Source organism: Desulfoferula mesophila, from assembly GCF_037076455.1.
Taxonomy (GTDB): Bacteria; Desulfobacterota; Desulfarculia; order Desulfarculales; family Desulfarculaceae; genus Desulfoferula; species Desulfoferula mesophila.
Window position 1 is genome coordinate 332,819 of record NZ_AP028679.1, and the last position, 23,513, is coordinate 356,331.

A 23,513-nucleotide genomic window follows, 5' to 3' on the forward strand; every position below is an offset into this window, starting at 1 on the left:
CTGAAACGGCTGACTATAAAAAAATGCTCCGCACCGCCAGGTGCGTTAGAACCAATGTAGGGGAGGCACTCATGCCCGAAGCCAAGCGTGCGCTGATCACCGGCATTACCGGCCAGGACGGTTCCTATCTGGCCGAATTACTCTTGAGCAAGGGCTATCAGGTGTGGGGGATAATTCGCCGGAGCAGCTCGCTCAACACCAGCCGTATAGAGCACATCCGCCGGTCTTCCCCGGAGCAGGAGTCCAACTTCCAGCTGGTCTATGGCGACCTTACCGATTCTTCCTCGCTGAATCAGATCCTGCAAAGCGTGCAGCCCCATGAAATATACAACCTGGCCGCCCAAAGCCATGTCAAAGTCAGCTTCGAGGTGCCCGAGTACACCGCCGATACCACCGCCCTGGGGGCCTTGCGCCTTTTGGAGGGCATGCGCCAGTTGGGGGTAAAGGCCCGGTATTATCAGGCCAGCTCCAGCGAGATGTTCGGGCAGACCGAAGCCGACGCCCAAAAGGAGACCACTCCCTTCCATCCCCGCAGCCCTTACGCTTGTTCCAAGGTGTTCGCCTATTGGATTACCATCAACTACCGCGAGAGCTACGGCATGTTCGCGGTCAACGGCATCTTGTTCAACCACGAGTCTCCCCGGCGCGGCGAGACCTTCGTGACCCGTAAAATCTCCATGGCGGTGGCCCGCATCAAGGCGGGCCTGCAAGACAAGCTCTATCTGGGCAACCTGGACGCCCAACGCGATTGGGGCTATGCCGGCGATTACGTCGAGGCCATGTGGATGATGCTGCAACAAGACCAGCCCGAGGATTACGTGATCGGCACCGGCGAGACCCACAGCGTGCGCGATTTCGTCGAGGAGGCCTTCACTTCGGTGGGCCTGGACTGGCGCGACTACGTGGAGATAGATCCCCGCTTTTTCCGGCCGGCGGACGTGGAATACCTGCGTTGCGATCCCGGCAAGGCCAAGCGCAAGATGGGCTGGGAGCCCAGGGTCAAGTTCCACGAGTTGGTCAAGATGATGGTGGAAGCCGACCTGGAGGAGCTCAAAGCCCGCTAGCCCGTCGCTAACAATCGACAGCGCGGCGACGCCGGCGGTGCCGGCCGATAACGGCCCGGCGGCGGCGGGTGTTGCCAAGACCCACCCCGTGGCCGGGCGGCTGTGTTGAGCTGGAAAACTCTCCTTGTATTCGGATCGGCTTCTATAAGGCACCCAATCGCCTTGTGTACTGGACCCCCATCAGGAGACTGGTAACCAGATGAACCAAGATGTGCCGCAGGTTTCCCTTAGCCCCGAGGGAGAATCCTTTGCCCTACCCACGCAGGAGGATTACGATGCTGAAAACCAGCGCCTAGCCTCCCTGGTGGCCGAGCAGAAGGAACTGGGGCGCGAGATCGTGGTGGTCATGGGCGTTGGCTTCGTGGGCGCGGTGATGGCCGCGGTGGTGGCCGACAGCGTGGACTCGGACGGCCGTCCCGGCAAGTTCGTCATCGGCATGCAAAGGCCCAGCACCCGCAGCTATTGGAAGATTCCTCTGCTCAACCGGGGACTTTCCCCGGTGAAGGCGGAAGATCCCGAGGTGGACATCACCATCGAGCGCTGCGTGAACCAAAAGAAAACCCTTACCGCCACCTTTTCCTACGAGGCCCTGGCCTACGCGGACGTGGTGGTGGTGGACGTGCAGTGCGATTATTCCAAGGAAGCCCTGGCCGACGTGGTGCGGGGCAAGGTGGAGATGGCCGCCTTGGAGGAGAGCCTGCGCATCATCGGGCAGAGGATGCCGGCCGAGTGCCTGGTGCTCATCGAGACCACGGTCCCGCCGGGCACCACCGAATACGTGGCCAACCCCATCTTGAAAAAGGCCTTTGAGAAGCGGGGCCTGGGCTCGGAACCTCTCCTGGCCCACAGCTTCGAGCGGGTCATGCCCGGCCGCGAATACGTCCAAAGCATCCGCGACTATTGGCGGGTATGCGCCGGGGTAAACCCGGCCAGCCGCCAGAGGGTCCAGAAGTTCCTCTCCGAGGTGATCAACGTGGCCGAATATCCCCTCACCGTGCTGGACCGGCCCATTGAGAGCGAAACCACCAAGATCATGGAGAACAGCTTCCGGGCCACCATCCTGGCCTTCATGGACGAGTGGAGCACCTTCGCCGAGAACAACGGGGTGGACGTGGTCAAGGTCATCCAGGCCATAAAAAAGCGCCCCAGCCACAACAACCTCATGTTCCCGGGCCCGGGTGTGGGCGGCTATTGCCTGCCCAAGGACGGCGGCCTGGGGGTGTGGGCCTATCACCACCTCATGGGCTTCCAGCAGCCGCTTTTCAAGATCACCCCCCTGGCCATCGACATCAACGACAGCCGGGCCCTGCACGCCGCCGAGGTGGTGCGCGACGCCCTGCGCAGCATGGGCACCCTGGTGCCCAACAGCCGCATCGTGGTGTTGGGCGCGGCCTACCGCGAAGACGTGGGCGACACCCGCTATTCGGGCAGCGAGCTGGTGGTGCGGCGTTTGGCCGAGATGGGGGCCGAGCTGGCGGCGCACGACCCCTACGTAAGGGTGTGGTGGGAGTTCGCCAAGCAGGAAGAGTATCCGGCCACCAGCGCCAGCCGGGCCCGTTTTTTCCGCAACCAGGAAGACCTCAAGGATCTGGAGGTGCACCAGGACCTGTCCGCCGCTCTTTCGGGGGCCGACGCGGTGGTGCTTTGCGTGCGCCACGCCCAATACCTGGAGTTGGACCCCGACTGGGTGGTGGAGGCCTGCGGCGGGCCGGTGGCGGTGGTGGATTGTTTTGCCATCTTGGACGACGAGCGCATCCGGCGCTATATTGAACTGGATTGTGAAGTGAAGGGCCTGGGGCGCGGACATATAAATCGCATCAAGGACGAGGTGAGGGGCTAGCCCCCCGCGGGATCTTTAAGGAAGGTATCATGGCCAAGGTTGATCGCAAGAAGTTGCTCAAGGAGCCCGACGAGTTCCTCACCCTCAGCGGCCAGGTGATCCGTTGGGGCAAGGGTAATCTCAACAAGGTGCTGTGGAGCGCCACCGCCGTGGCCCTGATCGTGGCCGCGGTCCTGGGCTTCAAGACCTACCTGGATTGGCGCGAGCAAAAGGCGGCCGCAGAGCTGGCCGGGGTTATGACCGGCTACGCGGCGGCGGTGGACGGCAAGCTGCCCCAGGACAAGACCGCCAAGCTGGCCGCCGACCTGACCAAGGTCACCGACCAGTACGGCTCCACCCCCGCCGGGATGCAGGCCCGCCTGGCCCTGGGCGACCTGCGCCTGGGCCTGGGCCAGTGGGAACAGGCCCAAAAGGTGTTTGCCAGCCTGACCGAGGAAGGCGGCCTGGGGGCCGATCTGGCGCCCTTGGCCTACCACGGGCTGGGCCAGGCGTTGGAAGGGCGCGAGGACTACAAGCAGGCGGCCCAGGTCTATGCCCAGGCCATCGCCGCCGCCGGGCCCAACCTGGGACAGATCTACAAGCTGGACCGGGCCCGCGTCTTGGCCGCCTCCGGCGACAGCCAGGGAGCCGCGGCCATCTACAAGGAGATTCTGGGCCAGCCTGCCGGGCAGGCGGTGCATGAGCGGGCGCGGGGCGCCTTGGCCGCCCTGGGCCAGGAGGTCCCCGCCGAGAGCTAGCCTCGTCCCCAATTAACGAGACGCCGTCGCGCCGGTTTCCCTCGGGGAGACCGGCGCGTTTTTTGGGGTCTCGCCTTGGTCGGCCCTAGGGGAGCGGGCCGGTTGGTCCCTGCCAGAAGTTTTCATCCAGGATTATTTTGATCCGCCGCTCTGGCTGGCCGGGGTTGGCCAGGACGGCCCACACCTCCGGGGACCCGGTCAATGGCAGGCGCACCAGGAACGAGGCCAGGGTGCGGGTGCCCTGGGGCCGGGAGCCGGTGCGCCACAGGCTGTTGTCCGGCCCGGCCCCCCGGTCCTGGCTCAGCCTCTGGAATTCCTCCAGGGTCAACGGGCGGGCCGCGGCGGCCAACAGGGCCTCCACCTGCGCCTGGCGGGCGTGGCTGCTCAGGGCCGGGCGCTGGTTGAACCCGGCCAGGTCGGGGCTTTGATAGTGGTTGGTGTGGGCCAGCTCTCCCTGGCGGGCGCTGGTGATGCGCGCCTGCCCGCCTGGGGCTATCTCCACCAAGGCGATCTGGCGGGCGTCGGCCAGCAGATAAAAGCGCGGCCCCAGGCCCTGGAACATCCAGTCTTGGTCCAGCACCGCCTGCACCGAGGCGAAGCCGGACAACAGGCGGCGGCTGATGCCCGGCGGGCCGCCGCGCCGGTTCTTGGGCAGGGCCGAGGCCGAGGCGCTCAGGACCGTGAGCCCGGCCTGGTTCACCCCGGCCCGCACCCCCCAGCCCTTGCGGCCCCCGGCCATGAGGGCCAAGTAGGCCAAGCCTCCCCGGGGGCGCACCAACTCCAGTCGACCGGGGCTGTCCGGGGTCCAGTCGCGGTTCTTGGCTGCCAGAGCGCCGCCCCCGGCCACCCCGGAGCCCACCGCCGCCCACAGGGTGCAGGCTCCGGCCGGGGCCGCCATTACCAGGGCCAGGAGGAGGGCCACCGCCCAGATGAAGCCGCGTCTGGCCGTATCAGGCCTTCAATTTAGAGGCCAGCCGCCCGGCGGCGAACTCGCTGATCTCGCCCAGGCAGGGGTGGATGTAGGGAATGGAGGCGATGTCGGCCGCCGTGGCTTTCATCTTGATGGCCACGGCCATGTCGTGGATCATCAGCGAGGCCTCCGGGGCCACCAGCTCGGCCCCCACGATGCGCCCGCTGCCCTTTTCGCCCCGGATGCTCATGTAGCCGCGCACCCGCTCCGGGTAGGTCTTGGCCGGGCCCATGTCGCCCAGGTCGTAGTCGGCCTCCAGGCAATCCAGCCCGGCGGCCCGGGCCTGCTCCAGGCTCAGCCCCACCCGGGCGAACTGGGGGTCGGTGAACACGGCCGTGGGCAACACCCGGTCGTCGATCTCCCGAGGAGCCTCGTGGGTGGCGTTGTATCCGGCGGTCTGGCCCTGCAACACGGCCAGGTTGACCACCATGTTCCAGCCGGTGACGTCGCCCGCCGCGAAGATGTGGGGCTGGCTGGTGCGCATGTGGCGGTCCACCGCCACCTCGCCCCGCTGGCCCAGGGTCACCCCGGCGGCCTCCAGGTTCAGGCCCGCCACGTTGGGCCGCCGCCCCAGGGAGAGCAACAGGGCCTGGGCGCTCACGCTCACCTCTTTGCCCTGGTGCTCGAAGAAGGCGGTGACCTTCTCGCCTTCCCGTTGCACCCGCTTGAGCTCGGTGCCGGTGTAGATCTGGGCCCCGTCCTCGGCGAGGGCGTCGGCCAGAATGTGCCCATAGCGGTGATCGACCTTGCTCATCAGGTGCTCGGATCGCTGCACCATCGTGGTGGCCACCCCCAGGCGCGCCGCCGCCTGGGCCAGCTCCACCGCCTGGGTCCCCCCGCCCAACACCAGCAGGGACTGGGGCAGCTCGGCCAGGGCCATGAAGGCCGCCGAGTCCAGGTAGCCGCTTTCGGCCAGGCCGGGCACCGGGGGCACCACCTCGGCGCTGCCGGTGGCGATGACGATCTTGGCCGCGCTGATTTTTTGGCCAGCCACCTCCACGGTGTGGGGGTCCAGGAAGCGGGCGGCTCCCCGGTAGAGCTGAAGGCCCTGCTTCACCTTGGCCTCCACGCTCTCCACCCGGCCTCCGGCCAGGTAATCCACCACGCCCTTGGTGAATTGGTGCAGCGCGGGGTAGGCGGCCCGGCCGCTCACCCCCCTGGCCTTCACCTGGGCCGCCCCGTGCAAAAGAGTCTTGGATGGCATGCACCCGGCCAGGATGCACAGGCCGCCCAAACGGCCTCCCTCGGCCATGCCCACCTTGGCTCCCGTCTTCATGGCCGTGGTGGCCGCGGTGAATCCGCCGCTGCCGCCCCCGCCGATCACCATCAGGTCCAGATCAAAGGTGCTCACGATTGGTCTTCCTCGCTGGCTTTGAGCATGGCCCGGGCCCGGCGGCGGGCCGGCTCCTGCAAATCAACTTCCTGATCGGTTTCGTCCACTATCTCCGAGCCCACCAGGGATTCGATGACGTCCTCCAGGGTGACCATCCCCATGACCCCGCCGTATTCGTCCACCACCACCACCAGGTGCTCCTTGCGGGCCAAAAATCCGGCCAGCAGCTTTAGGGCGTTGGCTCCCGGCGGCACGAAGCGCACCGGCTTGACGAAATTCAAGAGGGTCTTGTCCAGGTCGCGCCCCTCCAGGCGGATGATGTCGTCCTTGTGCACGTAGCCCACCACCTCGTCGGGGGTGTCGCGCCACACCGGGATGCGGGTGTGGGCCCAGCGGCGGGCCTCCAGCTCCACCTCGTCCACGGTCAGTTCGCCGCTCAAGGACATCATCATGGTGCGCGGGGTCATGATGTCCGAGGCGGTGATCTCCTCCAGGCCGATGATGTTGCCGATGAGCTCGGCTTCCATGCGGCTGATCTCCCCGCCCCGGGCCCCCATGGCCGCCGCGGCCAGGATCTCCTCCTCGCTTACCGCCGAACCTATTTTGCTGGTGCGGGTAATCAGGCCGGTAAGGGCCTGGGTCATCCAGATGAAAGGCCGCAGCAACAAGATCATGACCCGCAGAGGAAAGATGGAGGGGGCCCACAGGCTGCGCCAATGCACCGCCCCCACCGTCTTGGGCAGGATCTCGCTGAAGATGAGGATGGCCAGGGTGAAAAACAACGAAAAGGCCCACAGGGAACCGGGCCCCCACACCTGTCCGGCGGCCCAGCCCGCCAGGGCCGCCCCGGCGGTGTTGGCCGCGGTGTTCAAGATGAGGATGGCGGCCAAGGGGCGGTCCACCTTGGACTTGAAGGCCCGCATGGCCAGGGCCAGGCGGTTGCCCGAGGCGGCCGCCGCCTCCAGGGTGATGATCCTGGTGGAGTAGAGCACCGACTCCAGCAGGGAACACAGGGCCGATATGATTATCGACGCGCATACCGCGACAATGAGCGTAGTCATGGTTTCTCCCGCCGGTTCCTACGAACTCCGGCTTTGCCCAAGAATACCATGGCCGGCTCGGGTGATTAACCGTCCGGCGGCCAAATTCGCGCGCGCTGCGTCTAATTAATAAATCACCTCCGGCAACCAGGTGGCCAGCTGGGGCAGGGCGGTGAGGAGCGCCGCGCCCAGGGTCAGGGCCGCCAGGAAAGGCATGGCCCCCTTGAAGATGGCCGACAGGGAGGTGTGGCCGTCGATTCCCGCCACCACGTAGACGTTCACCCCCACCGGCGGGGTGATGACCCCCATCTGGGTTACCAACACGATCATCACCCCGAACCAGATGGGGTCGTAGCCCAGGCCGGTGATGAGCGGGTAGAAGATGGGGATGGTGAGCATGATCAGGGCCAGGGCGTCGATGAAGCAGCCGCCCACCAGGTAGATGAGCACCACCGCCGTGACCACCAGCCAGCCGGGCCAGGCCTGGGAGGCCACGGTCTGGCCGATCATGAAGGGCAGGCGGGTGACCGCCAGGAAATGGCCCAGCACCACCGCCCCGGCCACCAGCATCATGGTCATGGCCGAGGTCCACAGGGTGTCGCTCACCGCCTTTTTGAAACCGGCCCAGGTGAGCGAGCGGCGGATGAGCCCCACCAGGAGCATGCCCCCGGCGCCCACCCCGGCGGCCTCGGTGGGGGTGAACATGCCGGCGATGAGCCCGCCCATGACCAGCAGGAACACGGCCAGCACCTCGGTAAGCTGGGCCAGGGAGGCCATCTTCTGCCGCCAGGGCACTTTCTCTCCGGCAGGGCCCAGCTCCGGCCGCCGCCAACACACCAGGAAAACGGCCAGCATGAACAGGCCGCAGATCACCACCGCGGGCACCACGGCGGCCACGAACAGGCGGCCGATGGACTGCTGGGTGAGGATGCCGTAGACGATGAGCACCACGCTGGGGGGCATGAGCATGCCCAGGCCCCCGCCGGAGGCCACGGTGCCCCCGGCGAAACCGGGGTCGTAGCCGAAGCGCTTCATCTCCGGCAGGCCCACCGTGGCCATGGTGGCCGCCGTGGCCGGGGAGGAGCCGCACACCGCGCCGAAGCCGGTGCAGGCCAGCACCGTGGCCATGGCCAGGCCGCCCCGGGTGGCCCCGCTCATGGCCCGGGCCGCGTCGTAGAGGCGCCGGCTCACCCCGCAGTGCAGGGCCAACTGGCCCATGAGGGTGAACAGGGGGATGACCACCAGGCCGTAGTTGGAAAAGGTGCCCACCAGATCCCGCGCCAGCAGGCCCAGGCCCGCCTGGGGCGAGACCAGCCAGGAAAAGCCCAGCCAGCCCACCAGGGCCATGGTGTAGGCCACGGGCATGCCGCTGAAAAAGATGAGCAGCATCAGGGCCAGGGCCACCAGGCCCACCACCGCCGGGCTCATGGCCGCACCGCCTTTTTAACCAGCGCCGCAGCCTGCCCGGCGATGACCAGGCAGGTGACCCCCAGGCCCAGGGAGACCACCCGGGCCAGCACGTGCTGGGGCAGGCCCAGGGTCATGGATATTTCATGGCCCTCGGCCAACTGGCCCGCGTAGACCCAGCACTGCCAGGCCGCCGCGCCGCACAGGGCCAAGGATCCCAGGGCGGCCAAGATCTGCACCACCAGCGAGGGACGCCGGGGCAGGCGCTTGACCAGCGACATCAGCCCCACGTGGCCCTGGCGGGCCTGGGTCTGGGGCAGGGCCAGGGCCAACACCAGGGCCCCCAGCCAGGCCACCAGCTCCACCGCGCCCTCCAGGGGCTTGCCCGCCACGCGCAGGACCACGTCCAGGCAGGTGAGGGCCATCATGGCCACCAGGCACAGGCCCCCACCCGCCTTTAGTCCGCCCACCAGCCAGCCGGTCAGGCGATTGAAGGTTTGCATGGCCGGTTCCTTACTTCACCGGAGCCTGGGCCAGGGCTTCCTGGGCCGCCTTGACCACCGCCTTGCCGTCCAGGCCCCGCTCCGTGGCCGATTTCTCGTACTCCGCGATCACCGGCTGGGCCGCCTGGCGCCAGCGCTCGCTCTCGGCGGGGCTCAGCTTGATGACCTCGCGGCCGGGCTGGGCCAGGAAAAACTCCAGGCCCTTCTGGTCGGCCTGGTCCCAGGCCTGGCCGGTCTTGGCCGCCCATTCCCGGTTGATCTGGCGGATGGTGTTCTTCACCTTGTCGGGCAGGGCGTTCCAGCGGGCCTTGTTCATCACTACGAAAAAGCTGGTGGTGTAGGCCACCGACAGGCTCCAGGTGCCGTACTTGACCGTCTCGGCCAGCTTCCAGCCCAGGTTGGACTCCACCGGGTAGAAGGAGCCGTCCACGATGCCCTTGGCCAGCGATTGGTAGGTGTCGGGCATGGGTAGGGTCACCGGCACGCCGCCCAGGGCCTTGACCAGCTTGGCCGAGGTGCCGTGGGAGCGGATCTTGAGGCCCTTGACGTCGTCCAGGGTCCTCACCGCCTTGTCGCGGGTGAACAGCAGTCCCGGACCATGGGCGTGCACGTACATCACCACCACCTGGTCCAGCTCCTTGGGCTTGATCCGGTCATAGAAAAGGTTGGCCGTTTGGGTGGCCTGCACGCCGCTCTTGTAGCCCAAAGGCAGATCCAGGGCCTCCATGGCCGGGAAACGGCCCCTAGTGTAGGCGAAGCAGCCCATGGCCAGGTCGGACAGGCCGTTGACCACCCCGTCGTAGGCCTGGCGGGCCGGGGTGAGGGTCTGGCCGGGGAAGTACTGCACGCTCACCTGGCCGTTGGTGCGCTTTTTGACCTCGTCGCACCAGGCCTGGGCCAGCTGGCTCTGGGCGTGGGTGGGGGGGAAGAAGTTGCTGTAGGTGAGGCTGGTTCCGGCCAGGGCCGCGGGAGCCGAGGCGGACAGGGCAAGCAACAGGCTGAGAACTACCAACAGGCATCGGCGCAACATGATCATCTCCACGAACTACGGGGTGCGTCTCCCGGCCGCCAAAAAGCGGCGAAGGCGCAATTATCCTAATGGGAAGGGGGTATGGGTGTTTATGTAGGGGTAGTTTTCAGCCGCGGGGCGGCCGATAGTAGTAGCAATAGACGTAAGCATAGGCGCGGACGCTATGGGAGGCGCTGCTGACCATGGTGTTGCTTTCGTCGCTCCTTGCTACCAACTGGACGGGCGGGACGCCCGATGGTTGAGCAAGCTAGCACAGCTGATTAGCGCCCGCAAGATTATTTTAGGGGGGTGACGCCCATGGGGGCGCCGGGCTAAGATGAAACCGCCCGGGCCGGCTAGCCCCACTCCATGAGCTGCCAGGCCTCCAGGCCCCGGCGGGCGGCGTCCTGCTCGGCCTCCTTTTTGGAGCGGCCGCTGCCGGTGGCCACCCGGCGGCCGTCGATCACCAGGGCGGCGGTGAACAACTTGGCGTGGTCCGGCCCCTCGGCGTGGATCAGCTCGTAGACGGGAGTGAAGTGCAGCACCTGTTGCACGTCTTCCTGCAGGCGGGTCTTGTAGTCCTTTTTGGGAGAGCGCAGCATGGCCTTTTCCGTGGCCTCGGCCAAAAGGCGGCCGAGCACCTCCCGGGCCTGGTCCAGGCCGCCGTCCAGGTACACCGCCGCGGCTATGGCTTCCACCACGTCGGCCAGGATGGAGGGCTTTTCCCGGCCGCCCTGCATCTCCTCGCCCCGGCCCAGGAGCAGGCAGGGGCCCAGGTCCAGCGAGCGGGCCACCCCGGCCAGGCGGTTTTCGTTGACCACCCCGGCCCGGGCCTTGCTGAGATGGCCTTCGCTGGCCTCGGGAAAGCGCTGGTACAACAGCTCGGTTATCACCAGCTCCAGCACCGCGTCGCCCAGAAACTCCAGGCGCTCATAGCTTTGGTCCATCTCTTCGGGGTGCTCATGGATGTAGGATGAGTGGCGCACCGCCTGCAGGAGCAGGGCGGGCTCGCTAAAGGAATAACCCAGGCGCTCGCAAAGCTGTGTCAGGCTCGGTGGTAGTTGGCTATTCAATATGCTCCTCCGGGCCAAGTATCGACCCGGCCAAGGTAAAATGTCAATGCGCCGATTCGGGGGAAGCTTGACGCGGACCACCGGCTACCGTAAGAAAGGCCTCATGGAGTCTCTTAGCATCATACATTCCGAATGGTCCAACGGCTGGGGCGGCCAGGAGATACGCATCCTGAGCGAGTGCCTGGGCATGGCCCGGCGCGGTCACCGGGTGGCGCTGGTGGGCTGCCCCACCGGCAAGCTGCGCCAGGCCGCCGCCGCCGAGGGGCTCACCTTCCACCCCCTGGAGATGCGTGGCCCCTGGGACCTGGCGGCCATAGTCAAAATGCGCGCCCTGCTCAAGAGCCAAGGCGTCGACGTATTGCACACCCACTCTTCGGTGGACGGTTGGGTGGGGGGCATGGCCGCGCGCTGGGCCGGGGTGGCCAACCTGCGTACCCGCCATCTTTCGGCCAAGGTGCCCAACCACCCCTTCAACTTCGTCTACCGCCTCCCCCAGGCGGTGGTGACCACCGGCGAGAGTATTAGAAACCATTTGGTAAACGACTACGGCCTGGCCCCGGAGCGGGTGGCCTCCATACCCACGGGCATCGACGTGGAGCGCTACGCCCCCCGCCGGGCCGATGCCGGCTTGGCCCAGGAGCTGGGCCTCAGGCCCGGCGTGCCGGTGGTGGGTATCGTGGCCATCCTGCGCTCCTGGAAGCGCCACGACCTGTTCTTGGCCATGGCCCGGGAGCTCTTGGGCCAGGGGCGCGAGGCGCAGTTTCTCATCGTGGGCGGGGGGCCCAAGGAAGAGGAGGTGCGCGGCCTGGTGCAAAGCCTGGGCCTGGGCGAGCGGGTGGTGATGACCGGCATGCGACCGGACGTGGAGCGCCTGCTGCCCTTGATCGAAGTGGGGGTGTTGGCCAGCGACAAGAACGAAGGCGTGCCCCAGGCGGTGTTGCAGCAGATGGCCGTCCGGCGGCCGATGGTGGCCGCCCGGGCCGGGGACGTGGGCCAGGTGGTGATCAACGAACAGACCGGCCTGTTGGTGGAGCCCGGCAGCGCCTCGGCCTTGGCCGCCGGGGTGGCCCGCGTTTTGGACGATCCCGAGTTGGCGGCCCGGCTGGGCCGGGGGGGGCGCCGGCTGGTGCTGGAGCACTACTCCATGGAGGCCATGCTGACCGCCACCGAGGAGCTTTACGGCCGGGTGTTGGCCGGGAGGACGCGGTGAGCTGGTGGCCGGCCGCGCTGGCCGGGCTGGGGGCCGCGGCCCTGAGCGCCCGCTTCCATTGGTGGCGGCCCCGTCTGGCCGGAGCGCCGGTGCTCATGTACCACCAGATCGTGAAGGAGCTTGACCGCACCCCCTTGCCCAAGCTCAGGGTGCCGCCCCGGGCCCTGGAACGCCAGTTGGCCGCCCTGGAACGCCGGGGCTACCGGGTGAGCGGCCTGAGCGGGGCCCTGGCGGCCGCGCCGGGAGCCAAGGCGGCGGCGCTCACCTTTGACGACGCCTTTCAGGACTTCGCCGACAACGCCTGGCCGCTCATCAAGGCCAGGGGCATGGGGGCCACGGTGTTCGTGGTCACCGGCCAAATCGGGGGCTCCAACGTGTGGGACCAGGGCAAGGGCATTCCTTCGGTGCCCCTTCTAAGCGCCGAAGAGATCGCGGAGTTGGCCGCCCAGGGGGTGGAGTTCGGGGGGCACGGCCATGCCCACCGCGACCTGACCTCTTTGAGCCCCCAGGAGTTGGCCGACGACCTGGGAGCCTGCCAGGAGGTTCTCACCGGCTTGCTGGGCGCCCCCGCCAGGAGCTTCGCCTATCCCTACGGCCTGTTCAACGACGAGGTGAAGCAGGCGGTGGCCCGGGCTGGCTTTCACGCGGCCTGCGCCACCCGGCCCGGCCTGCTCACCGGCCGGACCGACCCCCTGGCCATACCGCGCGTCATCGTCAAGCGCTCGGACACGGCCTGGGACTTCGCCCTCAAACTGACCCGCTCCAAGAGCCGCTGGTAGAAGAGCCATGAAGCTGTCCATCGCCATAATCGTCCTGAACGAAGAGGCCAACCTGCCCCGCTGGCTGAAGGCGGTGGCCCCGGTGGCCGACGAGATCGTGGCCGTGGATTCGGGTTCCAGCGACCGCACCGTGGAGATGCTGGAGCGGGCCGGGGCTCGGGTCTACCACCGGGAGTGGACCGGCTATGCCGATCAGCGCAACTTTTTGGCCGAGCGTTGCGCCGGCGATTGGATTTTGATGCTGGACGCCGACGAGGTGCTCGACGAGGAGTGCCGTCAAACCCTGAGGGCGTTCAAGGTCAACCCCGAACCGGAGGAAAACGCCTTTCTGATACCATCGCGGGTGTGGTTTTTCGGGAGTTTACTGCGCCACGGCGGTTTTTTCCCGGAGTGGAAAATCCGGCTGTACCGGAAAGGGTCGGGGGCCTGGGTGCGCGAACAGGTGCACGAGCGCCTGGAGGTGAGGGGCGCGACGGGCCGCCTGAGCTGTTTTTACGACCACCACTCCTATGCCAGCGTGGAAGAATACCGCCAGCGGGCGCAGCGCTACGCCCAGGCCGGAGCGAAGCACATGTTCGAGGCGGGCAGGCGCTGCGGCCCCCTTACCGCTCCGGCTCACGCGGCTTGGAGCTTTGTGCATAGGTATCTGCTGCGACTGGGTATTTTGGACGGCAAGGCCGGGTGGTGGGCCGCCTGGCTGGAGGCGGGATACACCATGCATAAGTACCGTGACCTGGCGCGGCTGATCCACGAGGCCAAGGACGGGGACCAGGCCTAGGCTGCGGATATACTTTAAGCTTGACACCGCCACGGGGTCTATTTAAGGTAGCCAAGAATCTTGTAATGCGTGGACGAGGCAAATCCGGGCCGGCAGGGCCGGTTGGGTTTGCGTGACAAGGGCCTGAGGGCCCCAAGTTTTTGCCCACCAAAGTGCCAAAAGGCACAAAGTGGTCGCCGTCAGTAAAGCCGGGACGCTTCCGCCCCGGAGACGAAGGAAAAATCAAATCACCCGCCCGCAAGGCGGGCGCTCCCAACGGGGGGCGCGGGAACTATCGTAAGGAGGCTTAGACAATGGCACTTATCGAACCTCATGGCGGCGGAAACCTCAAGCCGCTATTCGTGATGGATGAAGCTCAGCGCGCGGACTTGGCCAAAGAGGCCCTGACTCTGCCCTCGATCGTCATCAGCTCCGCCGCGGCCGGCAACGCGGTGATGCTGGGTGGCGGCTACTTCACCCCCCTCGAGGGCTTCATGAACAAGGCCGACGCCCTGGGCGTGGCCACCGACCTCAAGACCGCCTCCGGTCTGTTCTGGCCCACCCCGGTGCTGAACATGGTCGAGGACGCCGGCGCCATCAAGGCCGGTGACCGCATCGCCCTGCGCGACCCCAACGTGGCCGGCAACCCGGTCCTGGCCATCCAGGACGTCAAGGCGGTGGAGACCTTCACCGACGACGAAATGGCTCTGATGACCCAGAAGGTCTACCGCACCGACGACATGGCTCACCCCGGCGTGAAGGCCTTCAACACCGTGGGCAAGACCTGCATCTCCGGTCCCATCAAGGTCCTGAACTACTCCTACTTCGAGAAGGACTTCCCCGGCACCTTCCGCACCGCCTACCAGATCCGTGAGGAAATGGAAAAGCTGGGCTGGTCCAAGGTCGTGGCCTTCCAGACCCGCAACCCCATGCACCGGGCCCACGAAGAGTTGTGCCGCATGGCCTACAACGACCTGAAGTGCGACGGCATCCTCATCCACATGCTGCTGGGCAAGCTCAAGGCCGGCGACATTCCCGCCGACGTGCGCGACGCCTGCATCCGCAAGATGGTGGAGCTGTACTTCGAGCCCAACACCGTGCTGGTCACCGGCTATGGTTTTGACATGCTCTATGCCGGTCCCCGCGAGGCCGTGCTGCACGCCGTGTTCCGTCAGAACACCGGCTGCACCCACTTGATCGTGGGCCGCGACCACGCCGGTGTGGGCGACTACTACGGCGGCTTCGACGCCCAGACCATCTTCGACGAAGAGGTGCCCGCCGGCGCCCTGAAGATCGAGATCTACCGGGCCGACCACACCGCCTACTCCAAGGTGCTCAACAAGGTCATCATGATGAAGGACGCTCCCGAGGGTCACACCAAGGAGGACTTCGTGCTTCTGTCTGGCACCAAGGTGCGCGAGATGCTGGGCCAGGGCATTGCCCCGCCGCCCGAGTTCTCCCGCCCCGAAGTGGCCAAGATCCTCATGGACTACTACCAGATCGTCGACAAAAAGTAGTTCATAGCCAGCCGGCCCCGGTCGGTTCGGCAGCCTGAGATCAAAGCCCGCCTTCCGCTATGCGGAGGGCGGGCTTTTTTGCGCGGCGGGGCGATTAGGCTTGGCCGGGGGGCCGGCCTGCCGGAAAATGGAGCCTAAGCAATCGGGAGGAGCGCGTGGACAAGAATTACCGGGAACGCTATCAGTTCTACCGCCGCCTGGGCCGCCGCCTGGCCGCGGTGATGGAGGTGAACCACATCCTGGAGGCGGTGCGCGCCGAGGCCAAGCAGGTGGTGCCCGCGGCCATGGAGGCCTGCATTCTGCTGTTGGACCCCGAGGCCGCCGCCTACACCCGGCCCCTGCAATGCGACCTCTACGACACTCCGCGCAACTGCCTTAGCTGCAAGCGCAACCGCTCGGCGGTGCAGACGGCCCTGGCCCGGCGCAAGGCGGTGGTGCTCAACCGCCCCGGCTCGGTTACCCGGCCCGACGGCACGGTGGTGGCCACCGGCCCCGAGGCGGCCATGCCCATCCTGGTCAAGGGCGAGGCCCTGGCCGTGGGCACCGTGTTGATCCGGCCCGGAGCCCGCTTCACCCGGCGGGAGTTCTTCCTCATGCGCGACCTGGCCGACATCGCGGGCAACCATCTGATGGGGGCCAAGCTGCACTGGCAGGTGACCCAGGAGAAGATGAAGATCAGCCAGAGCCTGACCCAGCTCATCCCCTTCGTGCCCCGCACCGTGGCCCGGCTGGCCCACGAGGAACCCGAGGGCCTGGCCCAGGGCAAGCAGCGCCGCCAGGTGGCGGTGTTGTTCGTGGACATCGAGGGCTACTCGCGCCTGTTCGCCAGCATGCCCGAGGAAAAGGTCAACCAGTTGGTGGAGCGCTTCTTCTCCAGCTTCGTGGACCCCATCCACCGTTCCGGGGGCGACATCAACGAGACCGCCGGGGACGGGCTGATGATCATCTTCGCCGACCCCGACCCCGCCGCCGGGGCCAAGAAGGCGGTGGAGGCGGCCTTTGACATCCAGGCCAGCGCCTCCATGAACAACCTGTCCCTGGGCCGCGACGCCGACCCCCTGCGCCTGAAGATGGGCATAAATCTGGGCCAAGCCCTGGTGGGGCCCACCCGCCTGGCCGGCAGCCTGGGCAGCCGCATGACCTACACCGCCAGCGGCCCGGTAACCAACCTGGCCGCCCGCCTGGCCGACATGGCCCAGGGCGGGGACATCCTGGTGAGCCAGGCAGTGCAAGAGCACATCCAGGGCCTGTGGCCCTCCTACTCCAAGGGCGAGGTGTGCTTCAAGGGCATGGACCAGGCGGTGCGGGTCTACTCGCTCATGAGCGGCTGAAAACTCCGGCCGCGCCTATTTGCCCCCCGTGGTGAAGACGATCTGGTAGCCCGCGCAGGAGACGCCCGGCGCGGCCTGGGCCTGGAAGTTGCCGTAGCCTCCGGTGTTGATGCCCACCGCGTAGGCGGTGCCCGGCTTGAGCTGCACCGGCAGCCGGCAGGTGCGGGCGTCCACGAACTTGGGCTTGCCGGTCACCACCGGGAAGGCCCCCAGCTTGGGGTCGGTGACCCAGGACCAGCGGTCGGTGAGCATGTCCTGGTCGAAGCGCACCTCGATGTAGGTCAGGCCCGGGTCCACCTGGGCGGCCTGGGGGGCGGGGACGCTGGCCACCACCCGGCAGGGCCCGGCCAGGGCCGAGGCCGAGGCCAGCAGGACCAGGAGGAGGACCAGGGCCAGGAGCGAGTTCAGGCGTTTGCCGAGCATGGGTGTCTCCTTGTCAGTCGCGGGTGGCGAAGTGTTCGCGTTTTTGTTTGGGCCACTGGGAGCAGAAGACGGGCTGGCCCTTGGCCACCCGCTGGAAGCACAGGCCGCAGGTGGGCTCGCAGCCCACGATCTCCGAGGCCCGGCCTTCCTGGGCCTTGCGGACCCACTGGGGATCGGCCAGCAGCACCCGGGCCAGGCCGATGAGATCGGCCTTGCCCTCGGTGAGCGCCGCCTCGGCCAGGGCCGGGTCCTGCATGCGCCCGGCGGCGATCACCGGCACCTGGACCGCCTGCTTTACCGCCGCGGCCAGCGATAGCATGTAGCCGGGCTCCTGCTCCTGGGCCTTGCGCTCGGGCAAAAAGAACGACTCGTAGGTGCCGCCCATCACCGACAGATAGGCCAGACCCGCCTCGGCCAGGCGGGGGGCGGCCAGCAGCGCCTCGCTCAGCTGCAGGCCGTCGGGCAGCCACTCGTCGGCCAGGAAGCGGTAGCCCACCGGATAGTCCGGGCCCACCTCTCGGCGCACCGCCGCGATCACCTCCAGGGGAAAGCGCAGCCGGTTATTGAGCGAGCCGCCATAGGCGTCGTCGCGGCGGTTGGTGCGCGGCGAAAGGAACTGGGCCAGAAGGTAGCCGGTGCCGCCGTGCAACTCCACCAGGTCGAAGCCCGCCTGGCGCACCCGGCGGGCCGCCCGGGCGAAGGCCTGGGTGATCCCGGCGATCTGCTCGGCGCTCAGGGCCTCGGGCACCATCTCCCCCAGGGGCACCGCCGAGGGGGCCAGGGGATGGCCGGTGCCGTGGGCGAAACGCCCGGCGTGGTTTATCTGCAACCCCGCCTTGGCCCCGCCCGCCTGGATGGCGGCCGCCAAGCCGGCCAGGCCCTGGGTGAAGCGGTCCTCGTCGATGCGCATGGTAAAGGGGCTGCCCTGGCCCCGGGGATCGATGGAGGCGTTTTCCACCATGACCATGGCCGCGCCCGAGGCGCCCATCTCCTGGTAGTGCTCCAGCAGGCGTTTATTCACCAGGCCGTCCATATTGGCGTAGCCCAGGTACAGGGGGGCCATGGTGACGCGGTTGGCCAGGGTCAGGCCGCCCAGCTCCAGGGGGGAAAACAGGGTGGGATAAGGCTGCATGGCGTTCTCCTGCAAGGTGTCCTTGTTGCTTGGGCCGGTTCGCGGCGGAAGGCCGCTCAGTCGATCTTGTATACCTCGTCGCCGGGGCGGCAGCGCTCCGGCACCTGGATGCCCACCAGCTGGCCCCGCCCGGCGCTCTCGATCACCGCGTGCTCCTCTTGCATGGACTCCACCACGGTCTGGAAATCGGTGGTAAAGCCCACCAAGTGCAGCCGGTCGCCCTTGGCCAGGGTTCCGGCGGTGAGGCGGATGGCCGCCACCATGGGCTTAGCGAAAAACTTGAAGACCTCGCCTATTTTCATCTCGGGCATGGCGCCCTCCGATTGGGGGTATGTATCTACCATAGCCGCGAGGCCGGGTGTCTTGTCAACAAGGGCGGCACGCTCCGGCTTTGGGGCGGCCCGCGTCCCTAAGGGCTTGGCCCGTGAACAGGGGGGGATTATACTCAGCCATGCTTTATTTACGCCTTATAATAGCGACCCTGACGATGCTGGCGGTCCTGGCCGCCGGAGGGGCAGAGGCCCGGGCCGAGGCCCCGCCCCAGGTAATCGCCCAGGCCCAGGCCGACCTGGACGGCGACGGCCGGACGGAGACCCTGGAGGTGCTGCTGCTCCAGGGGGAGCGCCGCGACGACGCCGAGCCCTGGTGCGGCGCGGGGGACAAGTGGGAGGGCCGCTTCGCCCTGCGGGTGCGCCGGGGGCCGGCGGTCCTGACCCAGGCGCGCTGGGAGAGCTTGATCTATCCCCGCTGCTCCGTGGCGGCCGACGAAAGCTTCTTTTTCTGGGCCCCGCTCACCCTGCATTTGGCCGACTACAACGGCGACGGCCACCCGGACTTCAGCCTGGGGGTCTACGGTAACTGCAACGGCAATTTCTATCGCCTGTTCACCCTGGGTCCCGACGGCCGCCTGGCCGAGCTGCCTACGCAGGGCGGCGGGGCGCTGACGGTGTCCGGCGCGGGGCACCACAACTCCACCCCTCTGATCCGGGTGGAAAAGGGGCTGCTGGTCAACACCTATTACGACCAGGCCAAGGGCGAGGAGGTGACGGTCCGCCGCCGTTGGCAAAACGGGCGCTTCGTGCCCGTGGCCCCCTGACCTCTCCGCCGCCCGCCGGCGGATAAAAGCGGGGTTGGCCATCTGGCCACTGAAAAGGCGAATGCGGGTATATTGGTATACAACGCATGACGCTTTGAGGTTCTATTGGGGTAGCCGTCATGAATCCAAACTTTCGCGTTGTCCGGCGGTTCATGGGCGGTAGGCAATAACAAGGCAGATTTGGCTGAATGGAGACGGGCGTGAGAAAAGAACGCTTTTTTAAGGTCGGCGTGGTTGCAGCGTTGGTGTTGGGCCTGATCCTGGCGGTGGGGACCGCCCAGGCCATGACCAAGAAGGAAGCGGACCAAACGCGGGCGGAGATCCGCAAAATGGCCCAAGAGACTTTGTCCCGCTTGTATAAGCTGCGGCCCTCGGCCAAAGGGGCCATTTCCAGTGCGGCCGGTTACGCGGTTTTCAGCAACTTCGGCACCAAGATTTTCTTTTTCGGCGGGGGCGCGGGCAAGGGCGTCGCCGTGGATCAAAAGACCAAAAAGGAAACCTTCATGAAGATGGTCGAGGCTCAGGCCGGGCTGGGCCTGGGGGTGAAGAAGTACCGGGTGGTAATAGTCTTCGAGCGCCAGAAGGACTTGAACCAATTCGTGAACTCCGGCTGGGAGTTCGGAGGACAGACCTCGGCGGCGGCGAAGTATGGCAGCGACGGCGGCGCCTTTGCCGGGGCCATTTCGGTTTCACCGGGGGTATGGATGTACCAGTTGACCGATTCGGGCCTGGCCCTGGAGCTAACCGGCAAGGCCACCAAGTATTACAAGGACAGCGATTTGAACTGAGCGGGTTTTTCGCCGTCAGAGGGCCGGGGCGCGAGAGGCGCCGCGGCCCTTTGCTTTGGGGCCCACGAAGAAGGGCCCAAGGCCCGGGCGACGACGGGGACTAAAACAGGGCCAGGGTGAACCCCTTGGGGCCGGTGCTGGTCACGTAGTCGGGCGGGGGCAGCTTGGGCAGCATTCTTTGGGCCACGTCGCTGCGTATGATCAAGGCGGTGTTGCCCCGGTTGCGCGAGATGAGCCGGCTGGCTGCGGGCAGGCGCAAATGCCGCTTGCGAGAGTCGGGGTAGGAGAGCCCGTACTTCAGCTCGCCGGGGCTGTCCAACACGTAAACGTCGGCGCGGCGCAAATAGCAGCAAGTGGCGGCGGCGGCATCCTGACCCGCGATCACCACGGTGCCCGGCTTTATGGGATGCCCTTCGAGGCGAAAGAGGGGGCCGGGATCCGAAGCCTGCAGGGTAAGGTCCGGCATCAACCACGGCGCGGTGGCCAAAAGCAGCAGCGGGGCGATAGCCAAGGTCACGATTTTTCTTTTGACGCCGGTGGCTCTGACGGCTCCCAAGCAGATGGCGACAAAAAAGACGAGGCCGCCCGCGGCCAGCAGGGTTTTCCAGGCGGCTCCATAGAGGTGGAAGCCCTGGAAACCGAAAATTTGCACGTAGAGCAGGGCCAACAGGACCAGGGCCAAAAACGCCGCCAGAATCATCACCCCCAGGTTGAACAGCTTGACCTTGCCCCGCTCCAGGGTGTTGGCCAGCCCCTGGGACAGGAGTATGGCCAAAGGCGGCACGCAGGGCAGGATATAGGTCAGCAGCTTGCCCTTGCTGAGGGAAAAGAACAGGAAGGGCAGGACGAACCAGCACAGGGACAGGCGCAACACCGAATTTTTGCGATCCGGCTCGGCCATGCGCCGCTTGACACCGGCCACCGCGGTGGGGAGCACGAAGGCCCAAGGCAAGAACATCCCGGGAGCGGCGAGGAAAAAGAACCAGAAGGACCTTTTGTGCTGGGCGCTGTCGGCCAGAAAACGGTGGATGTGCTCGTACCAGGCGAAGCGCACCCAAAAGTCCGGCTCCCGCAAGTGGACCAGGATGCTCCAGGGCAGGGCCACGGCTATGGCGGCCAACAGCGGCGGCCAACCCAGCCGCCACAACTCCCTGAGGCGCTTCTGCCAGAGAAGGTAGGGGAAAAGCGCCAGCACCGGCAAGACGAAGCCCAGGAAACCCTTGGTGAGAAAGGCCAGGCCGCTGGCGGCTCCCGCCAACAGCAGGAAAGTTATTTCCCTGCCCGAGCCTCGCTGCGCCTGGGTGGCGAAAAAAAAGGCGGTGATACAGGCCGTTATGAAAAAGGAAAACATGCCGTCCAGCAGGGCAAAGGTGCCCACGCCGACCACCAGGAAACAGGTGATATAAATAAGCGCGGAAGACGTGGCCAACCAGTGATCCGCTTCGGGATCTCGGCCGCCGCCCCGCAGGACCAACAGGTAGATCAAAAGGGCGCTGAGCCCCACGGCCAAGGCCGAAGGCAGCCGTAGCGCGAAGCTGTTTTCCCCGAAGATAAGGATGGAGGCGGCCTGGGCCCAGTAACCGAACACCGGTTTTTCAAAATAGCGCAGGCCGTTCAGGCGCGGGACCACCCAGTCGCCGCTGGCGATCATTTCCCGAGGAATCTCGCCGTAGCGGGTTTCGTCCGGAATAAGAAGTTCCCTGGCTCCTAAGGGGAACAGGTATACCAGCAGAAAAAGAGCCAGCGGAATCAGGGGCAGAGCTTTGCTTGGGCGCACTTTATCGGGCAGTCTCGTTTTGAGGTCTCGTATTCTGGTTTAGGGTTCCGCTACCGCTATCGGTGACCGCGTGTCTCGCCAAATGAGCTGTTTTAATTGCCCAGGGTCAACCAAAATACCCCATCAAACGAATATTGGCAATAGTTTGGCTGGGCGCTCGGGCGCGCCCTCAAGTGCCGCGAAACGGACCGGAATCCGACCGATCACGGATGTGGCGCGAGCGGACCAAGGAAAAAGGCCGCAACGCGGGTAGCGCTACGGCCTTTGAAACTCTGGCGGAGAGAGAGGGATTCGAACCCTCGGTACACCTTTTGGGCGTACACACGATTTCCAGTCGTGCACCTTCGGCCAGCTCGGTCATCTCTCCATATGCTTAGTTATTCAAAGTAAAGGCAGAGATACCCGAAAGCCGGGTGGATGTCAACCTGGGCAGCCAAGGTTTTTGGCGGGTCGCCGGGTTTGGCATCTGCTCCGGCTCAGTCCATCAGCCGGCGCAGGCCTTGAGCGGCCAGTTCCAGGGTCTCGGCCTTCTTGCAGAAGCAGAAGCGCACCTGGGTGTGGCCCAGTTCGGGCCGGGAGTAAAAGCTGGAGCCGGGCACCGTGGCCACCCCGGTAAGCTCGATGAGCTTCAGGGCCATGGCCGTGTCGTCGGCGTAGCCGTAGCGCTCCATGAGGTGGGCCACCTCGGTGATGATGTAATAGGCGCCCTTGGGCAGGTTGGGGTTGAAGCCCAGTTCCTCCAGCACCCCGAAGAGCTGGTCGCGGCGCTCAAGATACAAGCCGCTGAGGCCCTGGTAATAGGAATCGGGCAGGCGAAGCCCGGCGGCGCAGGCCTCTTGCAGGGGATGGGCCGCGCCCACGGTGAGGAAGTCGTGCACCTTGCGCACCGCCGTGGTCACCTCCGGCGGGGCGATGACCCAGCCCACCCGCCAGCCGGTGGCCGAAAAGGTCTTGGACATGGAGTTGACGGTGATGCCCAAATCCTCCATGCCCGGCAGGGCGGCGGGGGAGATGTGCTCCTCGCCGTCGTAGAGAATGTACTCGTAGATCTCGTCGTTGATCAGGTAGGCGTCCCAGCGGCGGCACAGCTCGGCGATGGTGGTTAGCTCCTGGCGGGAAAACACCTTGCCGGTGGGGTTGTTGGGGGTGTTGACCACGATGGCCTTGGTCTTGGGGCCAAAGGCGGCGGCCAGCTCGTCCGGGTCGAAGCTCCAGTGGGGGGGCCGCAGGGTGACGTAGCGGGGAGTGGCCCCGGAGAGCAGGGTGTCCGGGCCGTAGTTTTCATAAAACGGCTCGAAGATCACGATCTCGTCGCCGGGGTTGATGATGGCCTTGAGCGCGGCCAGCATGCCCTCGGTGGCCCCGCAGGTCACGGTGATCATGCTTTCGGGGTCCACCTCCAGGTGGTTGTAGGCCCTGGCCCGGTCGGCGATGGCCAGGCGCAGGTTGGGGGTGCCCCAGGTAACGGCGTATTGGTTGTAGCCGTCCTGGATGGCCCGAATGGCCGCCTCCTTGACCTCCTCGGGGGTGTCCCAGTCAGGGAAGCCCTGGGCCAGGTTGATGCCGCCGTGCTGGGCGCAGACCCGGCTCATGCCCCGGATCACCGATTCGCCGAAACGCAAGGTTAGTTCATTGACCGGCTTCAAAGCGCGCTACTCCCCGCCTGGGCCGCCCGCCCCGGCGGCGCGGCGAAGTTACTGGGTAAAAGGCAAGGCTATCTCAAAGTC

General features: G+C 66.3%; 22 protein-coding genes and 1 tRNA gene. 10 read left to right on the forward strand and 13 right to left on the reverse strand.

The genetic code is table 11. The features are described from left to right. Positions 1 to 71: 71 nt before the first annotated feature. The 3 genes from gmd to AACH32_RS01535 all read left to right on the forward strand — a co-directional run bounded on the left by gmd (position 72) and on the right by AACH32_RS01535 (position 3,641). Entirely contained in the window at positions 72 to 1,064 is a 993-nt protein-coding gene (gene gmd, locus AACH32_RS01525) for a GDP-mannose 4,6-dehydratase (protein ID WP_338604730.1), read from the forward strand. 199 nt (positions 1,065 to 1,263) lie between these two features. Continuing rightward, complete coding sequence (locus AACH32_RS01530) at positions 1,264 to 2,904, forward strand: nucleotide sugar dehydrogenase (RefSeq protein ID WP_338604733.1); 1,641 nt, start codon at positions 1,264 to 1,266, stop codon at positions 2,902 to 2,904. 29 nt (positions 2,905 to 2,933) lie between these two features. After that, positions 2,934 to 3,641, forward strand: coding sequence for a tetratricopeptide repeat protein (locus AACH32_RS01535; protein WP_338604736.1), 708 nt, complete (start codon positions 2,934 to 2,936; stop codon positions 3,639 to 3,641). A gap of 85 nt (positions 3,642 to 3,726) precedes the next feature. Here the strand turns inward: AACH32_RS01535 and AACH32_RS01540 are convergent, their stop codons facing one another. The 7 genes from AACH32_RS01540 to rnc all read right to left on the reverse strand — a co-directional run bounded on the left by AACH32_RS01540 (position 3,727) and on the right by rnc (position 10,976). Next, the gene (locus AACH32_RS01540) at positions 3,727 to 4,563 is read right to left on the reverse strand and encodes a C45 family autoproteolytic acyltransferase/hydolase (protein WP_338604738.1); all 837 of its coding nucleotides are present in this window, start codon (positions 4,561 to 4,563) and stop codon (positions 3,727 to 3,729) included. Between the two features lie 28 nt (positions 4,564 to 4,591). Then, positions 4,592 to 5,962, reverse strand: a complete 1,371-nt coding sequence (locus AACH32_RS01545) for a dihydrolipoyl dehydrogenase family protein (RefSeq protein WP_338604740.1) — start codon at positions 5,960 to 5,962, stop codon at positions 4,592 to 4,594. Next, positions 5,959 to 7,005 carry a CNNM domain-containing protein gene (locus AACH32_RS01550; RefSeq protein WP_338604742.1) on the reverse strand — a complete coding sequence of 349 codons (1,047 nt, stop codon included), beginning with the start codon at positions 7,003 to 7,005 and terminating at the stop codon, positions 5,959 to 5,961. Before AACH32_RS01550 ends, AACH32_RS01545 begins: the two co-directional genes overlap by 4 nt. A 105-nt stretch (positions 7,006 to 7,110) precedes the next feature. Beyond that, positions 7,111 to 8,412: a TRAP transporter large permease gene (locus AACH32_RS01555; RefSeq protein WP_338604745.1), complete on the reverse strand. Its 1,302-nt coding sequence runs from the start codon at positions 8,410 to 8,412 to the stop codon at positions 7,111 to 7,113. Then, positions 8,409 to 8,894 (reverse strand): TRAP transporter small permease, encoded by a 486-nt coding sequence (locus AACH32_RS01560; RefSeq protein WP_338604747.1) that lies wholly within the window; start codon positions 8,892 to 8,894, stop codon positions 8,409 to 8,411. The genes AACH32_RS01555 and AACH32_RS01560 overlap by 4 nt, the downstream gene beginning before the upstream one ends. Positions 8,895 to 8,904: 10 nt before the next feature. Continuing rightward, positions 8,905 to 9,924: a TRAP transporter substrate-binding protein gene (locus AACH32_RS01565; protein ID WP_338604749.1), complete on the reverse strand. Its 1,020-nt coding sequence runs from the start codon at positions 9,922 to 9,924 to the stop codon at positions 8,905 to 8,907. Between the two features lie 335 nt (positions 9,925 to 10,259). After that, the gene (rnc, locus tag AACH32_RS01570; RefSeq protein WP_338604751.1) at positions 10,260 to 10,976 is read right to left on the reverse strand and encodes a ribonuclease III; all 717 of its coding nucleotides are present in this window, start codon (positions 10,974 to 10,976) and stop codon (positions 10,260 to 10,262) included. 103 nt (positions 10,977 to 11,079) lie between these two features. Between rnc and AACH32_RS01575 the strand changes: the two genes are divergently transcribed. From AACH32_RS01575 to AACH32_RS01595, 5 genes are all read left to right on the forward strand, one after another. Beyond that, positions 11,080 to 12,186, forward strand: coding sequence for a glycosyltransferase family 4 protein (locus AACH32_RS01575; RefSeq protein ID WP_338604754.1), 1,107 nt, complete (start codon positions 11,080 to 11,082; stop codon positions 12,184 to 12,186). Beyond that, positions 12,183 to 12,965, forward strand: a complete 783-nt coding sequence (locus tag AACH32_RS01580) for a polysaccharide deacetylase family protein (protein ID WP_338604757.1) — start codon at positions 12,183 to 12,185, stop codon at positions 12,963 to 12,965. The genes AACH32_RS01575 and AACH32_RS01580 overlap by 4 nt, the downstream gene beginning before the upstream one ends. Positions 12,966 to 12,972: 7 nt before the next feature. Then, the gene (locus tag AACH32_RS01585) at positions 12,973 to 13,743 is read left to right on the forward strand and encodes a glycosyltransferase family 2 protein (protein WP_338604759.1); all 771 of its coding nucleotides are present in this window, start codon (positions 12,973 to 12,975) and stop codon (positions 13,741 to 13,743) included. A gap of 293 nt (positions 13,744 to 14,036) precedes the next feature. Next, positions 14,037 to 15,239 (forward strand): sulfate adenylyltransferase, encoded by a 1,203-nt coding sequence (gene sat, locus AACH32_RS01590; protein ID WP_338604762.1) that lies wholly within the window; start codon positions 14,037 to 14,039, stop codon positions 15,237 to 15,239. A 155-nt stretch (positions 15,240 to 15,394) separates the two neighbouring features. Continuing rightward, positions 15,395 to 16,570, forward strand: coding sequence for an adenylate/guanylate cyclase domain-containing protein (locus tag AACH32_RS01595; RefSeq protein ID WP_338604765.1), 1,176 nt, complete (start codon positions 15,395 to 15,397; stop codon positions 16,568 to 16,570). A gap of 15 nt (positions 16,571 to 16,585) precedes the next feature. Here AACH32_RS01595 and AACH32_RS01600 read toward each other — a convergent pair whose 3' ends face one another. Genes AACH32_RS01600 through AACH32_RS01610 form a run of 3 tightly spaced genes read right to left on the reverse strand, consistent with a single transcriptional unit; the run spans position 16,586 to position 18,436 of the window. Then, entirely contained in the window at positions 16,586 to 16,993 is a 408-nt protein-coding gene (locus AACH32_RS01600) for an Ig-like domain-containing protein (protein WP_338604767.1), read from the reverse strand. Positions 16,994 to 17,006: 13 nt separating this feature from the next. Beyond that, a complete protein-coding gene (locus AACH32_RS01605) occupies positions 17,007 to 18,125 on the reverse strand; it encodes an NADH:flavin oxidoreductase (RefSeq protein WP_338604770.1) in 1,119 nt (372 codons plus the stop codon). A 56-nt stretch (positions 18,126 to 18,181) separates the two neighbouring features. Then, positions 18,182 to 18,436 carry a hypothetical protein gene (locus AACH32_RS01610; protein WP_338604773.1) on the reverse strand — a complete coding sequence of 85 codons (255 nt, stop codon included), beginning with the start codon at positions 18,434 to 18,436 and terminating at the stop codon, positions 18,182 to 18,184. Between the two features lie 140 nt (positions 18,437 to 18,576). Between AACH32_RS01610 and AACH32_RS01615 the strand changes: the two genes are divergently transcribed. Continuing rightward, complete coding sequence (locus AACH32_RS01615; RefSeq protein ID WP_338604776.1) at positions 18,577 to 19,221, forward strand: hypothetical protein; 645 nt, start codon at positions 18,577 to 18,579, stop codon at positions 19,219 to 19,221. A 200-nt stretch (positions 19,222 to 19,421) separates the two neighbouring features. After that, entirely contained in the window at positions 19,422 to 20,009 is a 588-nt protein-coding gene (locus AACH32_RS01620) for a YSC84-related protein (RefSeq protein ID WP_338604778.1), read from the forward strand. Positions 20,010 to 20,109: 100 nt separating this feature from the next. On the opposite strand, the gene AACH32_RS01625 is transcribed toward AACH32_RS01620, so the two are convergent. The 3 genes from AACH32_RS01625 to AACH32_RS01635 all read right to left on the reverse strand — a co-directional run bounded on the left by AACH32_RS01625 (position 20,110) and on the right by AACH32_RS01635 (position 23,432). Beyond that, the gene (locus AACH32_RS01625) at positions 20,110 to 21,786 is read right to left on the reverse strand and encodes a phospholipid carrier-dependent glycosyltransferase (protein ID WP_338604780.1); all 1,677 of its coding nucleotides are present in this window, start codon (positions 21,784 to 21,786) and stop codon (positions 20,110 to 20,112) included. A 273-nt stretch (positions 21,787 to 22,059) separates the two neighbouring features. Next, positions 22,060 to 22,153, reverse strand: a tRNA-Ser gene (locus tag AACH32_RS01630). Between the two features lie 109 nt (positions 22,154 to 22,262). Continuing rightward, positions 22,263 to 23,432 (reverse strand): pyridoxal phosphate-dependent aminotransferase, encoded by a 1,170-nt coding sequence (locus AACH32_RS01635; RefSeq protein ID WP_338604783.1) that lies wholly within the window; start codon positions 23,430 to 23,432, stop codon positions 22,263 to 22,265. Between the last annotated feature and the right edge of the window lie 81 nt (positions 23,433 to 23,513).

Bases quoted from the DNA above. Each gene is read 5' to 3' on its own strand.
- sat (WP_338604762.1), top strand. From the start codon at position 14,037: ATGGCACTTATCGAACCTCATGGCGGCGGAAACCTCAAGCCGCTATTC.
- AACH32_RS01600 (WP_338604767.1), bottom strand. From the start codon at position 16,993: ATGCTCGGCAAACGCCTGAACTCGCTCCTGGCCCTGGTCCTCCTCCTG.
- AACH32_RS01605 (WP_338604770.1), bottom strand. From the start codon at position 18,125: ATGCAGCCTTATCCCACCCTGTTTTCCCCCCTGGAGCTGGGCGGCCTG.
- AACH32_RS01610 (WP_338604773.1), bottom strand. From the start codon at position 18,436: ATGCCCGAGATGAAAATAGGCGAGGTCTTCAAGTTTTTCGCTAAGCCC.
- AACH32_RS01615 (WP_338604776.1), top strand. From the start codon at position 18,577: ATGCTTTATTTACGCCTTATAATAGCGACCCTGACGATGCTGGCGGTC.
- gmd (WP_338604730.1), top strand. From the start codon at position 72: ATGCCCGAAGCCAAGCGTGCGCTGATCACCGGCATTACCGGCCAGGAC.
- AACH32_RS01530 (WP_338604733.1), top strand. From the start codon at position 1,264: ATGAACCAAGATGTGCCGCAGGTTTCCCTTAGCCCCGAGGGAGAATCC.
- AACH32_RS01550 (WP_338604742.1), bottom strand. From the start codon at position 7,005: ATGACTACGCTCATTGTCGCGGTATGCGCGTCGATAATCATATCGGCC.
- AACH32_RS01560 (WP_338604747.1), bottom strand. From the start codon at position 8,894: ATGCAAACCTTCAATCGCCTGACCGGCTGGCTGGTGGGCGGACTAAAG.
- AACH32_RS01565 (WP_338604749.1), bottom strand. From the start codon at position 9,924: ATGTTGCGCCGATGCCTGTTGGTAGTTCTCAGCCTGTTGCTTGCCCTG.
- AACH32_RS01575 (WP_338604754.1), top strand. From the start codon at position 11,080: ATGGAGTCTCTTAGCATCATACATTCCGAATGGTCCAACGGCTGGGGC.
- AACH32_RS01585 (WP_338604759.1), top strand. From the start codon at position 12,973: ATGAAGCTGTCCATCGCCATAATCGTCCTGAACGAAGAGGCCAACCTG.
- AACH32_RS01535 (WP_338604736.1), top strand. From the start codon at position 2,934: ATGGCCAAGGTTGATCGCAAGAAGTTGCTCAAGGAGCCCGACGAGTTC.
- AACH32_RS01555 (WP_338604745.1), bottom strand. From the start codon at position 8,412: ATGAGCCCGGCGGTGGTGGGCCTGGTGGCCCTGGCCCTGATGCTGCTC.